Annotated in this window: 11 protein-coding genes; 8 read left to right on the forward strand and 3 right to left on the reverse strand. The window is 50.7% G+C overall.

The features are described 5' to 3' along the window. Positions 1-50: 50 nt before the first annotated feature. Positions 51-1,454, reverse strand: a complete 1,404-nt coding sequence (pgtP, locus tag R5268_RS00495; protein ID WP_107679208.1) for a phosphoglycerate transporter PgtP — start codon at positions 1,452-1,454, stop codon at positions 51-53. A gap of 526 nt (positions 1,455-1,980) precedes the next feature. Here pgtP and R5268_RS00500 point away from each other — a divergent pair. The 4 genes from R5268_RS00500 to R5268_RS00515 all read left to right on the forward strand — a co-directional run bounded on the left by R5268_RS00500 (position 1,981) and on the right by R5268_RS00515 (position 8,026). Further along, positions 1,981-3,237, forward strand: a complete 1,257-nt coding sequence (locus tag R5268_RS00500; protein ID WP_410795812.1) for an ABC transporter substrate-binding protein — start codon at positions 1,981-1,983, stop codon at positions 3,235-3,237. After that, positions 3,234-5,237, forward strand: coding sequence for a two-component system sensor histidine kinase PgtB (gene pgtB / locus R5268_RS00505; RefSeq protein WP_317418544.1), 2,004 nt, complete (start codon positions 3,234-3,236; stop codon positions 5,235-5,237). The genes R5268_RS00500 and pgtB overlap by 4 nt, the downstream gene beginning before the upstream one ends. Next, a complete protein-coding gene (gene pgtA, locus R5268_RS00510; RefSeq protein WP_317418543.1) occupies positions 5,230-6,477 on the forward strand; it encodes a two-component system response regulator PgtA in 1,248 nt (415 codons plus the stop codon). Before pgtB ends, pgtA begins: the two co-directional genes overlap by 8 nt. 400 nt (positions 6,478-6,877) lie before the next feature. Beyond that, positions 6,878-8,026 (forward strand): porin, encoded by a 1,149-nt coding sequence (locus R5268_RS00515; protein ID WP_317418542.1) that lies wholly within the window; start codon positions 6,878-6,880, stop codon positions 8,024-8,026. A 428-nt stretch (positions 8,027-8,454) separates the two neighbouring features. Here the strand turns inward: R5268_RS00515 and R5268_RS00520 are convergent, their stop codons facing one another. Further along, positions 8,455-9,405, reverse strand: coding sequence for a nucleoside hydrolase (locus R5268_RS00520; RefSeq protein ID WP_317418541.1), 951 nt, complete (start codon positions 9,403-9,405; stop codon positions 8,455-8,457). Positions 9,406-9,586: 181 nt separating this feature from the next. Further along, complete coding sequence (locus tag R5268_RS00525) at positions 9,587-10,150, reverse strand: tyrosine-type DNA invertase (RefSeq protein WP_046894653.1); 564 nt, start codon at positions 10,148-10,150, stop codon at positions 9,587-9,589. Between the two features lie 654 nt (positions 10,151-10,804). Here R5268_RS00525 and R5268_RS00530 point away from each other — a divergent pair. The 4 genes from R5268_RS00530 to R5268_RS00545 all read left to right on the forward strand — a co-directional run bounded on the left by R5268_RS00530 (position 10,805) and on the right by R5268_RS00545 (position 15,393). Then, on the forward strand, positions 10,805-11,332 hold the full coding sequence (locus tag R5268_RS00530; RefSeq protein ID WP_046894652.1) for a fimbrial protein: 528 nt from the start codon (positions 10,805-10,807) through the stop codon (positions 11,330-11,332). Between the two features lie 69 nt (positions 11,333-11,401). Further along, entirely contained in the window at positions 11,402-11,959 is a 558-nt protein-coding gene (locus R5268_RS00535; protein ID WP_317418540.1) for a fimbrial protein, read from the forward strand. A 21-nt stretch (positions 11,960-11,980) separates the two neighbouring features. Next, positions 11,981-14,638: an outer membrane usher protein gene (locus tag R5268_RS00540; RefSeq protein WP_317418539.1), complete on the forward strand. Its 2,658-nt coding sequence runs from the start codon at positions 11,981-11,983 to the stop codon at positions 14,636-14,638. Next, positions 14,635-15,393: a fimbria/pilus periplasmic chaperone gene (locus tag R5268_RS00545; protein WP_317418538.1), complete on the forward strand. Its 759-nt coding sequence runs from the start codon at positions 14,635-14,637 to the stop codon at positions 15,391-15,393. Before R5268_RS00540 ends, R5268_RS00545 begins: the two co-directional genes overlap by 4 nt. Positions 15,394-15,396: the final 3 nt, after the last annotated feature.

A 15,396-nucleotide genomic window follows, 5' to 3' on the forward strand; every position in this document is an offset into this window, starting at 1 on the left:
CTTTCCTGATGTCAGCGCAGCAGCGCAAAAGGGTAACTAACAGTGTGAAATCAGTTTGCAGAAGCAGGTTCTAATTTAGCTTTTTTGCTTTTTTCTTCTGACAGTGCCTGCTGGCGGTTACGTTCCAGTTCCAGTGCACCGAAGTGAGACAGAACACAGAAGATAATGCAGCAGACGATACCGCCTAACAGCAGATAGAAACCGCCGTGCCAGCCCATACGGTCAACAATGAAACCGAACAGAGTGGTACCCAGGGTGGCCCCCAGGATGTAGCTCATGAAGCCGCGTAAGCCAACAGCTGAACCGACCGCGAAGCTTGGTACGATTTCCATGGTCTGAACAGATGCCAGGAACTGAGGCACATAAATCAGGCAACCGACAACCGCAGCGAAGAAGGTCACGACAGCCAGGGACTGGCTCTGCCAGTAACCGATCAGGCAGAAGAAAATCAGAACCATACAGACGATCGCCAGCGGCATTCTGCGGCCTTTGAACAGTTTGTCGGTCAGCCAGCCTGCCAGCAGGGTGGACGGAATTGCAGCCCATTCGAAGAACAGGAAAGCAACACTCATCTGATCTTTACTGAAGTTTTTCTCGGTCAGCAGGTAAATCGGCAGCCAGCTGATGATCCCGAAACGCACCATGTACACGAACACATCAACAAAAGAGACATACCAGGCGTTTTTGTTTTTCAGCACATAGGTGCAGAAAATCTGGAATGCCGTCATATTTTCCGGAGACTGCTCTTTCTGAGCGTCAGATAACACCACTTCTTCTTCCGGCATCATTTCAGCCAGAGCCGGTAAGCCTTCCTGTTCAGGAGAACCTTTACCCAGCAGCAGGACGATTACCGCAAAGGCTACCGCGATAACAGCCGGAACCGCATAGCTTGCCGCCTGCCAGTGTTCAGTACCGAGAACCGCAAATGCCGCACCCACGATTGGCGCAACGATACCGCCGCCGACGTTGTGGGAGATATTCCAGAACGCCCCGATACGGCCGCGTTCACGGCGCGGGAACCATTTGGCGATAGTAATAAAAGAAGGACCGACGCCCATCCCCTGGAACAGGCCGTTGAGGGCAACGAAACCGACGAACAGCCAGAACGCGTTGCTGAAGCCCATACCGAGGTTAACGATGGCACAGAGGATCAGACCAAAGGCCATAAAGGCTTTCGGGCTGGCTTTATCTGCCAGGCTGCTCATAATCCCTTTACTGATCCCGTAGGTGATCAGCATGCAGCTGGTTAACATACCGATCTGTGTTGTGGTCAGATCGAGGTTTTCTTTCAGATACGGAGTGGAGAGCGTAAAGTTATTACGGACAATATAATACGCTAAGTAACCGAGGAACACGCTGAGCAATGCCTGAACGCGATAACGTTTGTAAGTGGCAGGCACTTTTCCGGGTGCTACTTTATTTTTTGCCATAGCCGGCTTTAAAAATGACAGCATAATTTCACCTGCAGAAATGTATTTTAGAATAGGATTACTGTATGTATGGTCTTTTTTTTTCTGACAGGGTTATCATGTTCCGCCTGAATAAATATCTCAATATCATGGTTTTGGGTCACTTATGACTCAATATGAAAAATAAGAGGCATAAACTGACACAAATAAGTTTATTTATATGTTTGCTTCGTATCGTTATGAAACAGAAAGGAAAATCAATGTAACGAATGATAAGCTAAAGTGAATGAATAGCTTTTATATTGAACTGTAAGGGTTTTATTCTTATTTTGTTGTTCCTGTGATTTATTGCTATTATTGTTTCCTGCATTGTTATTATCTGTTTATGACGACGATTTGAAATTTCACGCAAATTACCGAACCTATTTGTTATTTCCTTTAATAACTGCGCGACTGATGCCGGTAAACAAACGGGTAATATTTGTCTCAAACAGGCTTTTGCGACAAACTGAAAAAGATGTCATTTTTTTGATGTGAGTCACACCCCGCAAACGAATACAGAACTCAGCTTATGCCACAACTCCGAATCCGCCGCTTTGCGGCCTGTATGATAACCGCCGCCGCGCTGATATTCAGCCTGTCAGCTGCTGCGAAAAAGGATGAACTGGTGATTGCCACCACGTTTTCACCGGAAGCGACTGCCCACATTATCAGCAGCTGGCAGCAGCAGCCCGGTGCAGCCCGTATCCGGACGATTAACCGTACCAGTGCGGCGCTGGAGCGTCTGCTGGATACCCCGGCACTGGAAGATGTTGATCTGGTGGTGACCTCATCCCCGATGTTATTGCAGCATTTGCAGGAGCATGACCGGCTGGCGGAACTCTCCGGACTCCCGGACGTTTCGCGGCGTCTGGTGCCGTTGCGGCTGCGTGATCATGCAGCCGCGGTGGCCTTTTCCGGTTACGGGATTCTGGTGAATAAACGACGGATGACGGAAAATAACCTGCCGGTTCCGGTGTCATGGGACTCCCTGACAGACAGCCGCTACCGCGGATTACTGCTGATGAGCAGCCCGTCACGCTCGGATACGTATCATCTGATGGTCGAGTCACTGTTACAGCAGCGCGGCTGGGATAAGGGCTGGGCTCTGCTGCTGAATATCTCGGGTAATCTGGCGACGATTTCGTCACGCAGTTTCGGCGTGGCGGACAAAATCAAAGCCGGGCTGGGCGGTGCCGGGCCGGTGATTGATAACTACGCCCGGCTGCTGCTCGGCGATCCGGAGCTGGCGTTTAATTATCTGCCGGATTCCGCCACATCCCCGACCTTTGTTGCGATCAGCCGTTACAGCCTGAATAAAGAGAATGCCCGTGCGTTTATCGGCTTTCTGCTCAGCGAACAGGGACAGAAAGTCCTGGCTGACAGCAGCACCGGCAAATATCCGGTCACACCGCTGCCGCGGGAAAATCCGCGTGAGCCGGTGCAGCGCCGTCTGCTGAACTCCCCGTATCAGATGGATGAGAATCTGGTACTCAAACGCCAGCGTATGGTGCAGCAGCTGTTTGACACCGCGATCACCTTCCGCCTGACCGAGTCCATTGATGCCTGGCGTGCGCTTTACACGGCGGAAGCCCGTGTGAAACGGCCGCTGCCGCATATCCGGGCATTGCTGACGGCCATGCCGGTTTCGGCACAGGAGAGCTCGGATCCGGCTTATTACTCCCGCTTTGACGATAACCGCAAAGCCGAGGAAGAATATATCCGCTGGCAGCAGTTCTTCCGCGAACAGCAGCGAAAAGCCATTGCTGAACTGGAAAAAGTCCGATGAAATACCGTATTTCCCGTTTTATCGGCCGTTTCAGTATCAGTGCTATTCTGCGCGGTGCGTTTGTGATCGGCACACTGATGACGCTGATTGTCAGTTGCGTGAGCCTGTATGCCTGGCAGGCGCAGAACCGGCAGATCCGTTATGCGCTGGGCGATTATTTCCCGCGTATTCAGGCGTCGTTTCTGATCGAAGGACAACTGAACACGCTGGTGGATGAACTGAATGAGTTCCTGAAAGCCCCGGACACGGTGGCGCGTCTGCAACTGCGCAACCAGATCACACTGCATTTGTCGCAGATCGAATCGATCAACCGGAAACTGAGCGGGCAGGATCAGGTGCAGATCGCCGCGATTGTGCAGCAGGGACAGGCACTTTTGCAGCGTCTTGATAATGCCCTGTATACCCTGTTTCTGGCACGGGAGAATGTGAATACACTGTCTGCCCGGATCGCCTGGCTGCATGATGATTTCAATACCGAGCTCAGTTCGCTGTCACAGGATATCAGCTGGCAGCAGGGATCACTGCTGGATCAGATAGAGCAGGACCCGTCCCGGGCTATCGCCTTACAGGGCAGTCTGCGCAAAGTGCAGGGGGAGCTGCAGCTGATTTACACCCTGGCACGGCTGGAGGGGCAGATAATGGATGATCTGACCGGGCGTCTGCGTGATGAGCAGAATGAAAACACGGAAAGCAGCACCGATTCAGACAGTTATGTCCGTTATCTCACCTATCTGAAATCCGGAGCGGAATCAAACGAAGCCGCACTGGATATGTATCCGAGCACGGTGACACTGCGGCAGACCATTGATGAACTGCTGGATATCGGTTTGTCTGACAGCAAAATGCCCGGTGTACTGAAAAACTACCGGGCGGCGAAAGCGGAACTGGCGGCGGCCACGGCGGAGAAAGAGCGTATTCTGGAGCGGTTCCGCACCCAGCTGGATGTTCAGCTCGATAACAGCCACAGCCAGTTACAATCCCTGAATCACCATCTTGCCAGCATCATGAGTTACAGCGGCACCATCATTATTATTACCGCTTTGCTGGCTCTGCTGCTGGCGGTGATCTTTAACCACTATTTTATCCGCACCCGGCTGGTCCGCCGCTTTACGGTACTGAACCGGGCTGTTGCGCGGATCGGACAGGGTGATCTGACGGCGGATATTCCGGTTGAGGGACGGGACGAAATCGGCCGCGTGGCGATGCTTCTGCGCCAGACGCTCAACCAGATCAACCGGCAGAAAGTGCAGCTGGTGCAGGAGATCACTGACAGAAAAGCCATTGAGGAGAATCTGCGCGCCACACAGAATGAACTGATCCAGACCGCCAAGCTGGCGGTGGTCGGGCAGACTATGACCACACTGGCACATGAAATTAATCAGCCGCTGAATGCGCTATCCATGCATATCTATATGGCGAAGCGGGCACTGGCGACAGAAGGAAACACCAATGCGGTCAACGCACTGAATAAGTCCGCACAGCTGATCACCCGGATGGACGGCATTATCCGCTCCCTGCGCCAGTTTGCCCGGCGGCGGGACGACGGTGCGACATTGCAGCCGATTGATTTGCACCAGAGCATTCAGGATGCCTGGGATATCCTGGCGTTACAGAACAAAATGCGCGATGTCACCCTGCATCAGCCGGACTTCCTGCCGCAGGTGCAGGGGGATGCTATCGGGATACAGCAGGTGCTGGTCAATATGCTGTCCAATGCGCTGGATGCGTCTCCGGCGGCAGCGGAAATTGTGATTGATTTTACAGAATCCGCCACGGAACTTTCTCTCTTTATCAGTGATAACGGCTGCGGCTGGCCGGCGGAACTGGCGGACTCACTGATGAAACCTTTCACGACCAGTAAAGAAATCGGCCTGGGGATCGGCCTGTCAGTCAGCAGCTCGATTATGCAGCAGCTGGGCGGCAGTCTGCTGATCGCATCCACACTGACCCGCAACGGATGTGTGATCCTGAGCTTTAAAAAGGTAACTGAATATGCTTGATGATAACTACGATATCTTATTAATTGATGATGATACGGATGTCCTGGAAGCTTACTGTATGTTGCTGGTACAGGCCGGATACCGTGTTTATGCCTGTCATGACCCGCTGGTGGCAAAAGAGCTGGTGCACCGCGACTGGTGCGGTATTGTGCTCAGCGATGTCTGTATGCCGGGATGTTCCGGTATTGATCTGATGGCATTATTCCTGGAGAAAGACAAATACCTGCCGGTACTGCTGATCACCGGTCACGGTGATGTACCGATGGCCGTGGAAGCGGTCAAACAGGGCGCGTGGGATTTTCTGCAGAAACCGGTGGACCCGGAGTATCTGCTGACGCTGACAGAAAAAGCACTGACGGCCCGTAAACAGCGGGTAACCCAGCGCCGCTGGAGTTCAGAACAGCTGACACTGAATTTTGCCGGTGAGAGCGAATGGACAGAGCATGTCCGTCAGCAGCTTCAGGGACTGGCGGAAACACATGCGGCAGTATTTCTGCATGGTGAGCTGGGGTGCGGCCGGACTTACCTGGCGCGCTATCTGCATCAGATCAGTACCAATAAACGCGGTCCGCTGGTGATCAAAACCTTGTTCAGCGGCGGGGATATTCCGCTGGACGCCTGGCTGGATGAAGTGGCGGACGGCACGCTGGTGATTAAAAATATCGATCTGATGCCGCTCAGTCAGCAGCGCTGGCTGGTGCAGCATATCCGCCAGGAGCAGCGGACATTCCGGCTGGTGGGTATCGCAGATACACCGCTGATTATGCTGACCAAACAGCAGAAGATTATTGCCGAACTCTATTATTGCTTCTCCATGACACAGATTGCCTGCCTGCCGTTATCCCAGCGCAAAGCCGATATCGCACCGTTATTCCGCTATTATCTGGAGCAGGCCTGCTTCCGTCTGAATCATCCGCTGCCGAATCTTGCGGAAGCGCTGGTGAAAAAACTGACCCGGCGGCACTGGCCGGGTAATGTGAATGAACTGGCGAATGCGGCGGAGCTGTATGCCGTCGGGATTATGCCGATGGGGGATACCGCAAACCCGCTGTTGCCGTCAGTGGCACCCACGGCACTGGATCAGCGGGTGGAAAGCTATGAGCGGCAGATTATCACTGAAGCCCTGAATATCCATCAGGGGCGGATCAACGATGTATCTGAATATCTGCAAATTCCGCGTAAAAAACTCTATCTGCGGATGAAAAAATACGGACTGGATAAACACCACTACCGTATATAGTATAAATAAATCTGATCATTGTCTTCCGTAAGCCGGTTTATGAAAAATAAACCGGCTTTTTTCTTTATTTTTATTGTTTTTTAATTTAAAAAATTTGAATGATTTGTTCTTGTTATTTGGTGATGGGGTTAATAACTGAAATATATCGCCTACCACTAATGTAATTATCAGAATTAGCGATTTGTGCGCTTTACGGGGTGGTTATTTAACAATAAATGCGCCTGTTCTGAAACTATTTGTCACATTATACATGCAATAAGTGCTTTTTTTGACATATATTGCTATTTATCGCCAAATGAAGCCGTAATCGTGTTGTAAAATGAACTTTCCGGGTGAATAATCTACAAGGCTTTATGTCAATAGAGTCAGAGAGTAGTGGTTAATATAATAGGAATATAAAATGAAAAAGACATTATTAGCTGTATTAGTCCCGCTTGTTGCATTAAGCGGCGCTGCAAACGCGGCAGAGATTTATAACAAAGACGGTAACAAACTGGATCTGTACGGTAAAGTCGATGTTCGTCATTTATTCAGCGACAATGACCACTATGGCGACAGCCAGAACGGTGATGACTCCCGTTTTCGTATCGGTCTGAAAGGTGAAACTCAGATCACTGATCAATTAACCGGCTTTGGTCGTTTCGAAAACGAAATCAAAACCAACGGTACTGAAGGCGACAACAAAAACAAAGTTCGTTTAGCCTACGCTGGTCTGAAATTTGCTGAGTTCGGTTCACTGGACTACGGCCGTAACTACGGTGTTATCTATGACACCAACGCATGGACCGATGTGCTGCCAATCTTCGGTAACGACACCATGACCCAGACCGACGTCTACATGACCGGTCGTGCTGCAAACCTGCTTACTTACCGTAACTCTGATTTCTTCGGTTATGTTGACGGCCTGAGCTTCGCATTACAATATCAGGGTGCGAACGACGATAACTCTATCGCTAACCGTGGTTCTCACAACACAATCAACGATACCTACAGCTACGACAACACCGCTAACGGTGACGGCTTCGGTTTCTCTACCGCGTATGACATCGGCTGGGGTGTGAGTGTTGGTGGTGCATATTCAAGCTCCGCACGTCCGCAGGGTCAGAAAGAAAACCTGGCAAGCGGCGCTCTGGGTGACCGTGCAGAAGCATGGAACGTCGGTGCTAAATTTGACGCTGACAACCTGTACCTGGCAGCAGTTTACGGCGAAACCCGTAACATGACTCACTACGGTACTAACGACGACAACCGTGGCTTAACTGCTAACAAAACTCAGAACATCGAGTTAGTGGCTCAGTATCAGTTCGATTTCGGTCTGCGTCCGTCCATCGCTTACCTGCAGTCTAAAGGTAAGAGCCTGAGCGGCGGTTACGGCGACGACCAGGATCTGGTTAAATATGTTGATTTAGGTGCGTACTACTACTTCAACAAAAACATGTCTGCTCTGATCGACTACAAAATTAACCTGTTAGACGAAAACGACTTCACCCGTGGTTCCGGTATCAATACCGACAACGTACTGGGCTTAGGTTTAGTTTACCAGTTCTGATTTAGTTCAGAGAGCGTATAATGAAGAAGGAGGCGAAAGCCTCCTTTTTTTATATCTGAAAACCAGTGAAATAATCACTTTATAAAATTGTTATTATACGGGATGTTATTAATCCGGTTTTCTTCAGGCAGTAAAAAAGGAGGCGGTTGCCTCCTTTTTTGGCTTATTGCTTGTAATTTGAATCGACACAGACAAATCACCAATAAGAATTTGTTCGAACGCAGTAATAATAGCCCATGTCAGAAAAAAACATTTAACTATTGATGTTATTTTTGGTTTTTCTTTTATTCATTTTGTGCTTATGATTAATTAATACGGAATGTAAGAGAATATGAATAGTATTTTTGATGTTTGAGTCTGTGCGCTGCAGAGGATTACAGATCAGATTGTTTTATATATTGTGCCGGCGAACCGGCACATCAGCGTGGTTATGCAACCTGTACATCCCCGATCCGCCGCAGGGCATCAGTAACCAGTTCCCAGAAGCGGGTGTGATCCAATTTCACCGCCACCTGGGTCAGGCAATCTGCCGGAGCCGGTGAGCGGAAATCCGCAACGGTCATACCGAGAGTCAGTGTGCCGGTCAGCTCCACGTCCAGCGGCACTTTGCGGGTGGTCATCACGGACGGGTCGATCACATACGCCACCGCGCAGGGGTCATGTACCGGCGGGTAATCAAATCCCTGAGCGCTTTTGTACATGGTGCCGAAAAATTCCAGCAGTTCGAGGACAAACTGCGCCGGTGCAGTGCCGACCGCCGCGATTTTACTGATGACTTCCGGAGTTGCCAGCGCCTGATGCGTCAGATCCAGCCCCACCATGGTGAGCGGCCAGCCTGCATTGAAGACAATGTGTGCCGCTTCGGGATCAATTTTTATATTGAATTCAGCAACGGCACTCCAGTTGCCGGTGTGATACCCGCCGCCCATCAGAACCACTTCCTTTACCCGGTCAATAATGCGCGGCTCCAGCCGTGCTGCCAGCGCGATATTGGTCAGCCCGGCAGTGGGAACCAGAGTAATGGTTTTCGGCGGATGCGCCATAATAGTATCAATGATCAGCTGAACCGCATGGCGCGGATCTAACGTCAGCACCGGCTCCGGTAATACCGGCCCGTCGAGGCCGGAATCGCCGTGAATATCCGGTGCGGTTTCAATCTCCCGGATCAGCGGACGCGGGCAGCCTGCCGCAAACGGAATACCGGTAATACCGGCAATCCGTGCGACAGCCAGTGCATTGCGTGTCACTTTCTCCAGTGTCTGATTGCCGACAACTGTGGTGACGGCCAGCAGTTCAATCTCCGGATTACCATAAGCAAGTAATAGTGCGATGGCATCATCATGGCCGGGATCGCAGTCAAGAATGATTTTTTTCTTCACATATTCCTCTTTATTATTTGTCCGTCTGAATATCAGGCTATGTTACACACTCTGTGCCCGGAAAAATAATAAGCCACCCGAAAATCTGATCGGTGACCGGGATAATCACGGAAATGACACAATAATACCGGAGAATATATGCAGTTCCGGGGCGGAGAAAATTCAGGGACAGGCCGGCGGATTATCCGCGGAGAGGGTCCCAGATTTGCTGAAAACGTTTTGAATTACTGGCGGTATAAATAACGGTATGGGAAATATTCCGGTGTCCGAGATAATCCTGGATCAGGCGGGTATCCCGGCCGAGATCCGCAAGGGAATACCCGCAGGCGTGGCGCAGCATATGCGGATGGGGAACCACGGAAATATTGGCGGCCTTACCGTATTGTTTTAATAATGTATGTACCTGCTGCCGGGAAATGGCACCGCTTTTCTGCGATAAAAATACCCATTCCAAATCCTGGTTACGCCAGGTCTTTCTTATATTGAGCCAGGATACCAGCGCATTATATTCAATATCAATAAGGGGCTGTGTGGTCGAAAGCCCGCCTTTCAGGCGCCGGACATAAATAAGCCGGCTGTCCAGATCAATATCAGAAAGTGACAAATGACATAATTCGCTGACGCGGAAGCCGTGCAGATAGCACATTAAAATCATGCAGTAATTTCGCTCGGCATAACGGCTTTTCTGTGCTTGTTTCAGAATAGCGTCAACTTCAGAACGGGTCAGAAACTTACGTTTAGCCATGATTTATTCCTGTTTATTGTCCGATAAGTTCATAAAAACCAGAGATAGCACTATAGCAAGTAATAAAAATGAATAAAGACAACGGACAGGAATGAAAATACTACAAAATGTTTACGTATTGACAATATATTCATAAAAACCAATTAGGAATTATCTTCTTTTAATCTGGCACAAAACAATTTCCGTCTGTTTTACAGAGATAAATATTACAGATTTAAAAAAAGACAAAATACATCAAATTGTTTGTAATTATCACCAAAGGTTTCTCCTTAGTCAAATATTGATGTGTTAGCCTGATCGCCAGTACATAACTCATTAATTTTCAAAAGGATAATATTTTATCCTGCCTTATGCCAACTGCCCGCGTTGCGTTCATTCGTGTTTTTTACAACCACTGAAAACACACAGGGGTTAAAATGAAATATTGCACTGTTTTATTTCACATTAAATAATTTATACGGAATTTTTTATAAAATCACAGCATTTTGTTTCAAACAGGACAATTTGATGTATTTTGTCCCGTTTTTTTATATATCCGGATAACGGTGAAGACATATTCATCAAATAACGATAACGCCGCGCAGAGTCATATTTTCGCGTGTGAGTGCGTTATTTTTAATATCAAAAAAAACAGAACGCAATATAGGAAATAACATGAATCTGAATAAATTAGCATTGGTGCTGGGTTTTGGTATGTCTGTCGTTGCAGGTGCAGCATCTGCTGCTGATCAGGGACACGGTACTGTTAAATTCACCGGTTCAATTATTGATGCACCTTGCTCAATTACACCTGATACCGAAAACCAGACTGTTCCGTTAGGCCAGATCTCTACTGCTGCATTAAAAGATGGCGGCCGCAGTAATTCCCGCGATTTTAAAATCTCATTAGAGAATTGCACAACAGAAACGTATAAAACCGTACAGACCACATTCACCGGTTCAGAAGATGCCGATATTTTAGCCGGTGCTCTGGGAATTGAAGGTATTGCCAAAAATGCAGCCGTTGTTATTACCGATGCGGGCGGCAAACAGATCAAATTAGGTACCCCGAGTGCAGCGCAGACACTGCGTGACGGTAATAACGATCTGAACTTTGCAGCGTATTTACAGGGATCTTCTGCTGAAGCGGCTGTTCCGGGTGACTTCACTGCTATCGCGACTTTCGCACTGACCTATCAGTAATTAATGCCGGTACAGTTCAGGGATGAACTGTATCGCTTTTCAGTTGTGTGCGTTTAGCGGAGGCAGGAAATGGCGTGCAGAGTCATCACTCAGGGATTGCTGATAACGATAGTGTGTTTTTCCTCTTATACAGCAGCAGGTGAAACAAAACAGGATGCAAAAACCAGTTTGCGTTTCGGCGCGGTACAGATGCAGGGCACGATTTTCGAGCCGGTTTGTACTATCTCGACAGCCAGCCGTGAGCAGGTGGTGGCGTTGACAGATGTTTCCGTTCCGCAGCTGCGTGACGAAGGGCAGGGACCCGCAGACTATTTCTGGATCAGGCTGGCGGAATGCACCGTACTGCCGGTGAAAGGTGGTACGGCGGATAACCTCCGTTTCCGGGTCACTTTTGAGGGCGATGAACAGGACGGACATTTTCAGCTGAACGGTTCCGGCAAAGGCGCTTCCCTGGCGATTGCTGATCGCAACGGGAATGAGGCTGTTCCCGGTAAACCCTTACCGCCTGCAGTTATTGATCCCGATAATATGGCGCTGCGATATCAGGCGCGTCTCGTGAAAAACAGCGATGAACTTCAGTCCGGTCATTACCGGGCAACAGTGGGCTTCAAGCTGGAATATTATTAAACCGAGCTGACTGGAACCATTATGGTAATTTCGCTGAGTACCGTCTCCCGGCGGAGACTGACAGTGCTGATTTCATTTATTCTGACCGGTATTTCGCAGGCCGCTTATCCGGATAATCAGGATATTGAATTTAATACTGATATTCTTGATGTAAACGACAAACAGAATATTGATCTGTCCGATTTTTCCCGTGCCGGCTATATCATGCCCGGTACTTACGACTTTTTTATCCGGGTGAATAACAGTGAGTTGCCTGATATTTATCCGGTTTCCTATATTGTGCCGCCGGATGATCCGAAAGACAGTAAAGTCTGTTTATCGCCGGAACTGATGGCACAGACCGGGCTGAAACCGGAATGGGCAGAGCGCCTGCGCTGGTGGAATGACGGCAAATGCTTGGATACCGCGTCACTGCCCGGGATGTCAGTAACACCGAAACCGGCTGACAGCGGGCTCATCCTGACACTGCCGCAGGCCTATCTGGAATATACCGCCGCTAACTGGGACCCGCCTTCCCGTTGGGATGAGGGGATTTCCGGCGTGTTGTTTGATTACAACGTGAATGCCGGTGTTAATGACCCTGCTCACGGTAAGCAAACACAGCAGGTCACCGGGAACGGGACGCTCGGGGCAAACCTGGGGGTCTGGCGTGCCCGTGCGGACTGGCAGGCGAATCTCCGTCATACCACCGGTGCCGGGGAACGTTCCGAACGTGACTGGACATGGAGTCAGACCTATCTCTACCGGGCGATAGCCCCGTTACAGGCAAAACTGACCATGGGGGAAACCTTCTCCCGCTCCGATGTTTTCGATAACTTCCGCTACATTGGTGTCAATCTGGCAACAGATGACAACATGCTGCCGCCGAATCTGCGCGGCTATGCGCCGGAAGTCACCGGCGTGGCAAAAACAAACGCCAAAATTACGGTCAGCCAGCAGGGACGGGTGATTTATGAAACCCAGGTCGCCCCGGGACCGTTCCGTATTCAGGATATCAATGATGCGGTCAGCGGTAAGCTGGATGTCAGGGTGGAAGAGCAGGATGGCTCTGTACAGTCCTTTCAGATGGATACCGCCAGTATTCCTTACCTGACCCGTCCGGGCCGGATGCAGTACAAACTCTCCGCCGGGCAGCCGTCCGAAATCGGCCGCCACGGGAAAGGCCCTGTCTTCGGAATGGGGGAATTCTCGTGGGGGATCAGCAACGGCTGGTCATTGTACGGCGGCTCCCTGGTTGCCGGGGACTATAACGCAGTTTCTCTTGGTGTTGGTCGTGATTTGATGGCCCTCGGGGCCATCTCTTTTGATGCCACCCAATCTTTTGCCAGTCTGCCGCAGGAGGATAAAAACTACCGCGGCGGCTCATACCGTCTGAGCTACTCCAAGCGGTTTGAGGAGCTGGACAGCCAGGTCACCTTCGCCGGATACCGTTTCTCTGAACGTGACTTTATGAGCATGAACCAGTATCTGGATCGCCGCTATTACGATAACAGTGCGGATAACAATAAAGAGCTTTACACCATCATGTTCAGTAAGCAGTTCCCGGATGCGGGGCTGAGTACCTATCTGAACTACAGCCACCAGACTTACTGGAACCGGCCGGATAACGATAACTATAACCTGTCGCTGGCGAAGTATATGGATATCGGCAGTTATAAAAATATCAACATCAGCTTATCGGCTTACCGCAATAAATATCAGGATAAGAATGATGACGGGGTGTATCTCAACATCAGTATGCCGGTGGGCGATCGCGCAACAGTCAGCTACAACAGCATGATCAACCGTCACGGTAACTCCCATAACGTCAGTTATTACGATCGTCCGGATGATAACAACAGTTACCGTCTGGGAACGGGGCTGAGCAGCAACGGTAAAGCGTCTGTCGACGGCTATTACATGCATTACGCTGACAGTGCGCTGGTCACCGCCAGTGCCGGACATATTGACGGGGAATATACCTCGGCATCGCTTTCGCTTCAGGGCGGGGTGACGATGACGCCGCAGGGCGGGGCATTCCACCGGATCAATATGCCGGGCAGTGCCCGCCTGCTGGTGGATACCGGCGGTGTCGCGGATGTGCCGGTCAGAAGCACCGGGGCACTCAGCTATACCAACCGCTTCGGGAAAGCCGTTCTGCCGGATATAAATAATTACTTCCGCAACAGTGCGGCTATCGATATCAACAAACTGCCGGAAAATGCGGAAGCACGCCGTTCTGTTCAGCAGCTGACACTGACGGAAGGGGCTATCGGCTACCGTCAGTTTGATGTGCTGTCAGGACAGAAAGCGATGGCCACTATCCGTCTGGCGGATGGCAGTGAACCGCCGTTCGGTGCAGTGGTCACCTCTGCGGATAACCGTGAACTGGGTATCGTCAATGACGGCGGGCAGGTCTACCTCAGCGGTATTAACAGCGGGGATATTCTGACGCTGCGGCGCGGCAGTGATACGGCGTGCCGGATGACGGTACCGGAACTTCCGCCGGGACAACCGCTGTACACCCTGTTACTGACCTGCGGCGCAGAGCCGCAATCCGTCCCGGACAAACCGCAGCCGGTTACGCTGCCGTCTTCCCCGCTGCCGGCTGATCGTCCGCAGCAGGGAAAGTGGCTGAATATCACAGGCCGGACAGATCCGGCACCTTCCACACGTAACGAAATGAGTGATTCATTATGATGTCAGTTAAACACACCCGTCTCTTCGTCCCGGCCATTGCGGCTGTATTGCTGGCATCAGCACAGTCTCATGCCGCCATCGCGCTGGACAGAACCCGTGTCATTTTCAACGGGGCGGAAAAATCCGTCAGTCTGAATGTCAGTAATATGAACAAAGAACTGCCGTATCTGGCTCAGGGGTGGATTGAGGATCAGAACGGGCAGAAAGTGTCGTCGCCGCTGGTGGTGCTTCCGCCGGTACAGCGTATTGAGCCGGGTGATAAAAGCCAGGTAAAAATTCAGTCATTACCGGCGATCGCCGCACTGCCGCAGGACAGAGAAAGCGTCTTCTATTTCAACCTGCGGGAAATTCCGCCGCGCAGCAACCGGCAAAACGTTCTGCAAATCGCCCTGCAAACCCGGATCAAACTGTTTTACCGCCCGGAAGCTATCTATGCCTCACAAACGGATCTGACCAATCCGTGGCAGGAGAAAATCACCCTGACACGCCGCGGTGACCGCTATGAGGTTAATAATCCGACCGCTTATTACGTCACGATTGTGGATGCACTCAGCGGGCTCGGCGGCAAAAGTCTGGACGGATTTTCCCCGCTGATGGTGGCACCGAAAAGTCAGGGGACGCTCGGTCTCAGTGCATCAGCACTCGGCAGTGCACCGGTGCTGAGTTATATCAACGATTACGGCGGCCGTCCGCAGTTGCAGTTCAGTTGCAGCGGTACAGAGTGCCGTGTGACAAAAACGGCTGCCGGTAACTGAGCA

Source organism: Morganella sp. BCCO 40_0007 (assembly GCF_032989665.1).
Lineage (GTDB): Bacteria > Pseudomonadota > Gammaproteobacteria > Enterobacterales > Enterobacteriaceae > Morganella > Morganella sibonii.

Bases quoted from the DNA above. Each gene is read 5' to 3' on its own strand.
- pgtP (WP_107679208.1), bottom strand. From the start codon at position 1,454: ATGCTGTCATTTTTAAAGCCGGCTATGGCAAAAAATAAAGTAGCACCC.
- R5268_RS00500 (WP_410795812.1), top strand. From the start codon at position 1,981: ATGCCACAACTCCGAATCCGCCGCTTTGCGGCCTGTATGATAACCGCC.
- R5268_RS00525 (WP_046894653.1), bottom strand. From the start codon at position 10,150: ATGGCTAAACGTAAGTTTCTGACCCGTTCTGAAGTTGACGCTATTCTG.
- pgtB (WP_317418544.1), top strand. From the start codon at position 3,234: ATGAAATACCGTATTTCCCGTTTTATCGGCCGTTTCAGTATCAGTGCT.
- pgtA (WP_317418543.1), top strand. From the start codon at position 5,230: ATGCTTGATGATAACTACGATATCTTATTAATTGATGATGATACGGAT.
- R5268_RS00535 (WP_317418540.1), top strand. From the start codon at position 11,402: ATGGCGTGCAGAGTCATCACTCAGGGATTGCTGATAACGATAGTGTGT.
- R5268_RS00530 (WP_046894652.1), top strand. From the start codon at position 10,805: ATGAATCTGAATAAATTAGCATTGGTGCTGGGTTTTGGTATGTCTGTC.
- R5268_RS00515 (WP_317418542.1), top strand. From the start codon at position 6,878: ATGAAAAAGACATTATTAGCTGTATTAGTCCCGCTTGTTGCATTAAGC.
- R5268_RS00545 (WP_317418538.1), top strand. From the start codon at position 14,635: ATGATGTCAGTTAAACACACCCGTCTCTTCGTCCCGGCCATTGCGGCT.
- R5268_RS00540 (WP_317418539.1), top strand. From the start codon at position 11,981: ATGGTAATTTCGCTGAGTACCGTCTCCCGGCGGAGACTGACAGTGCTG.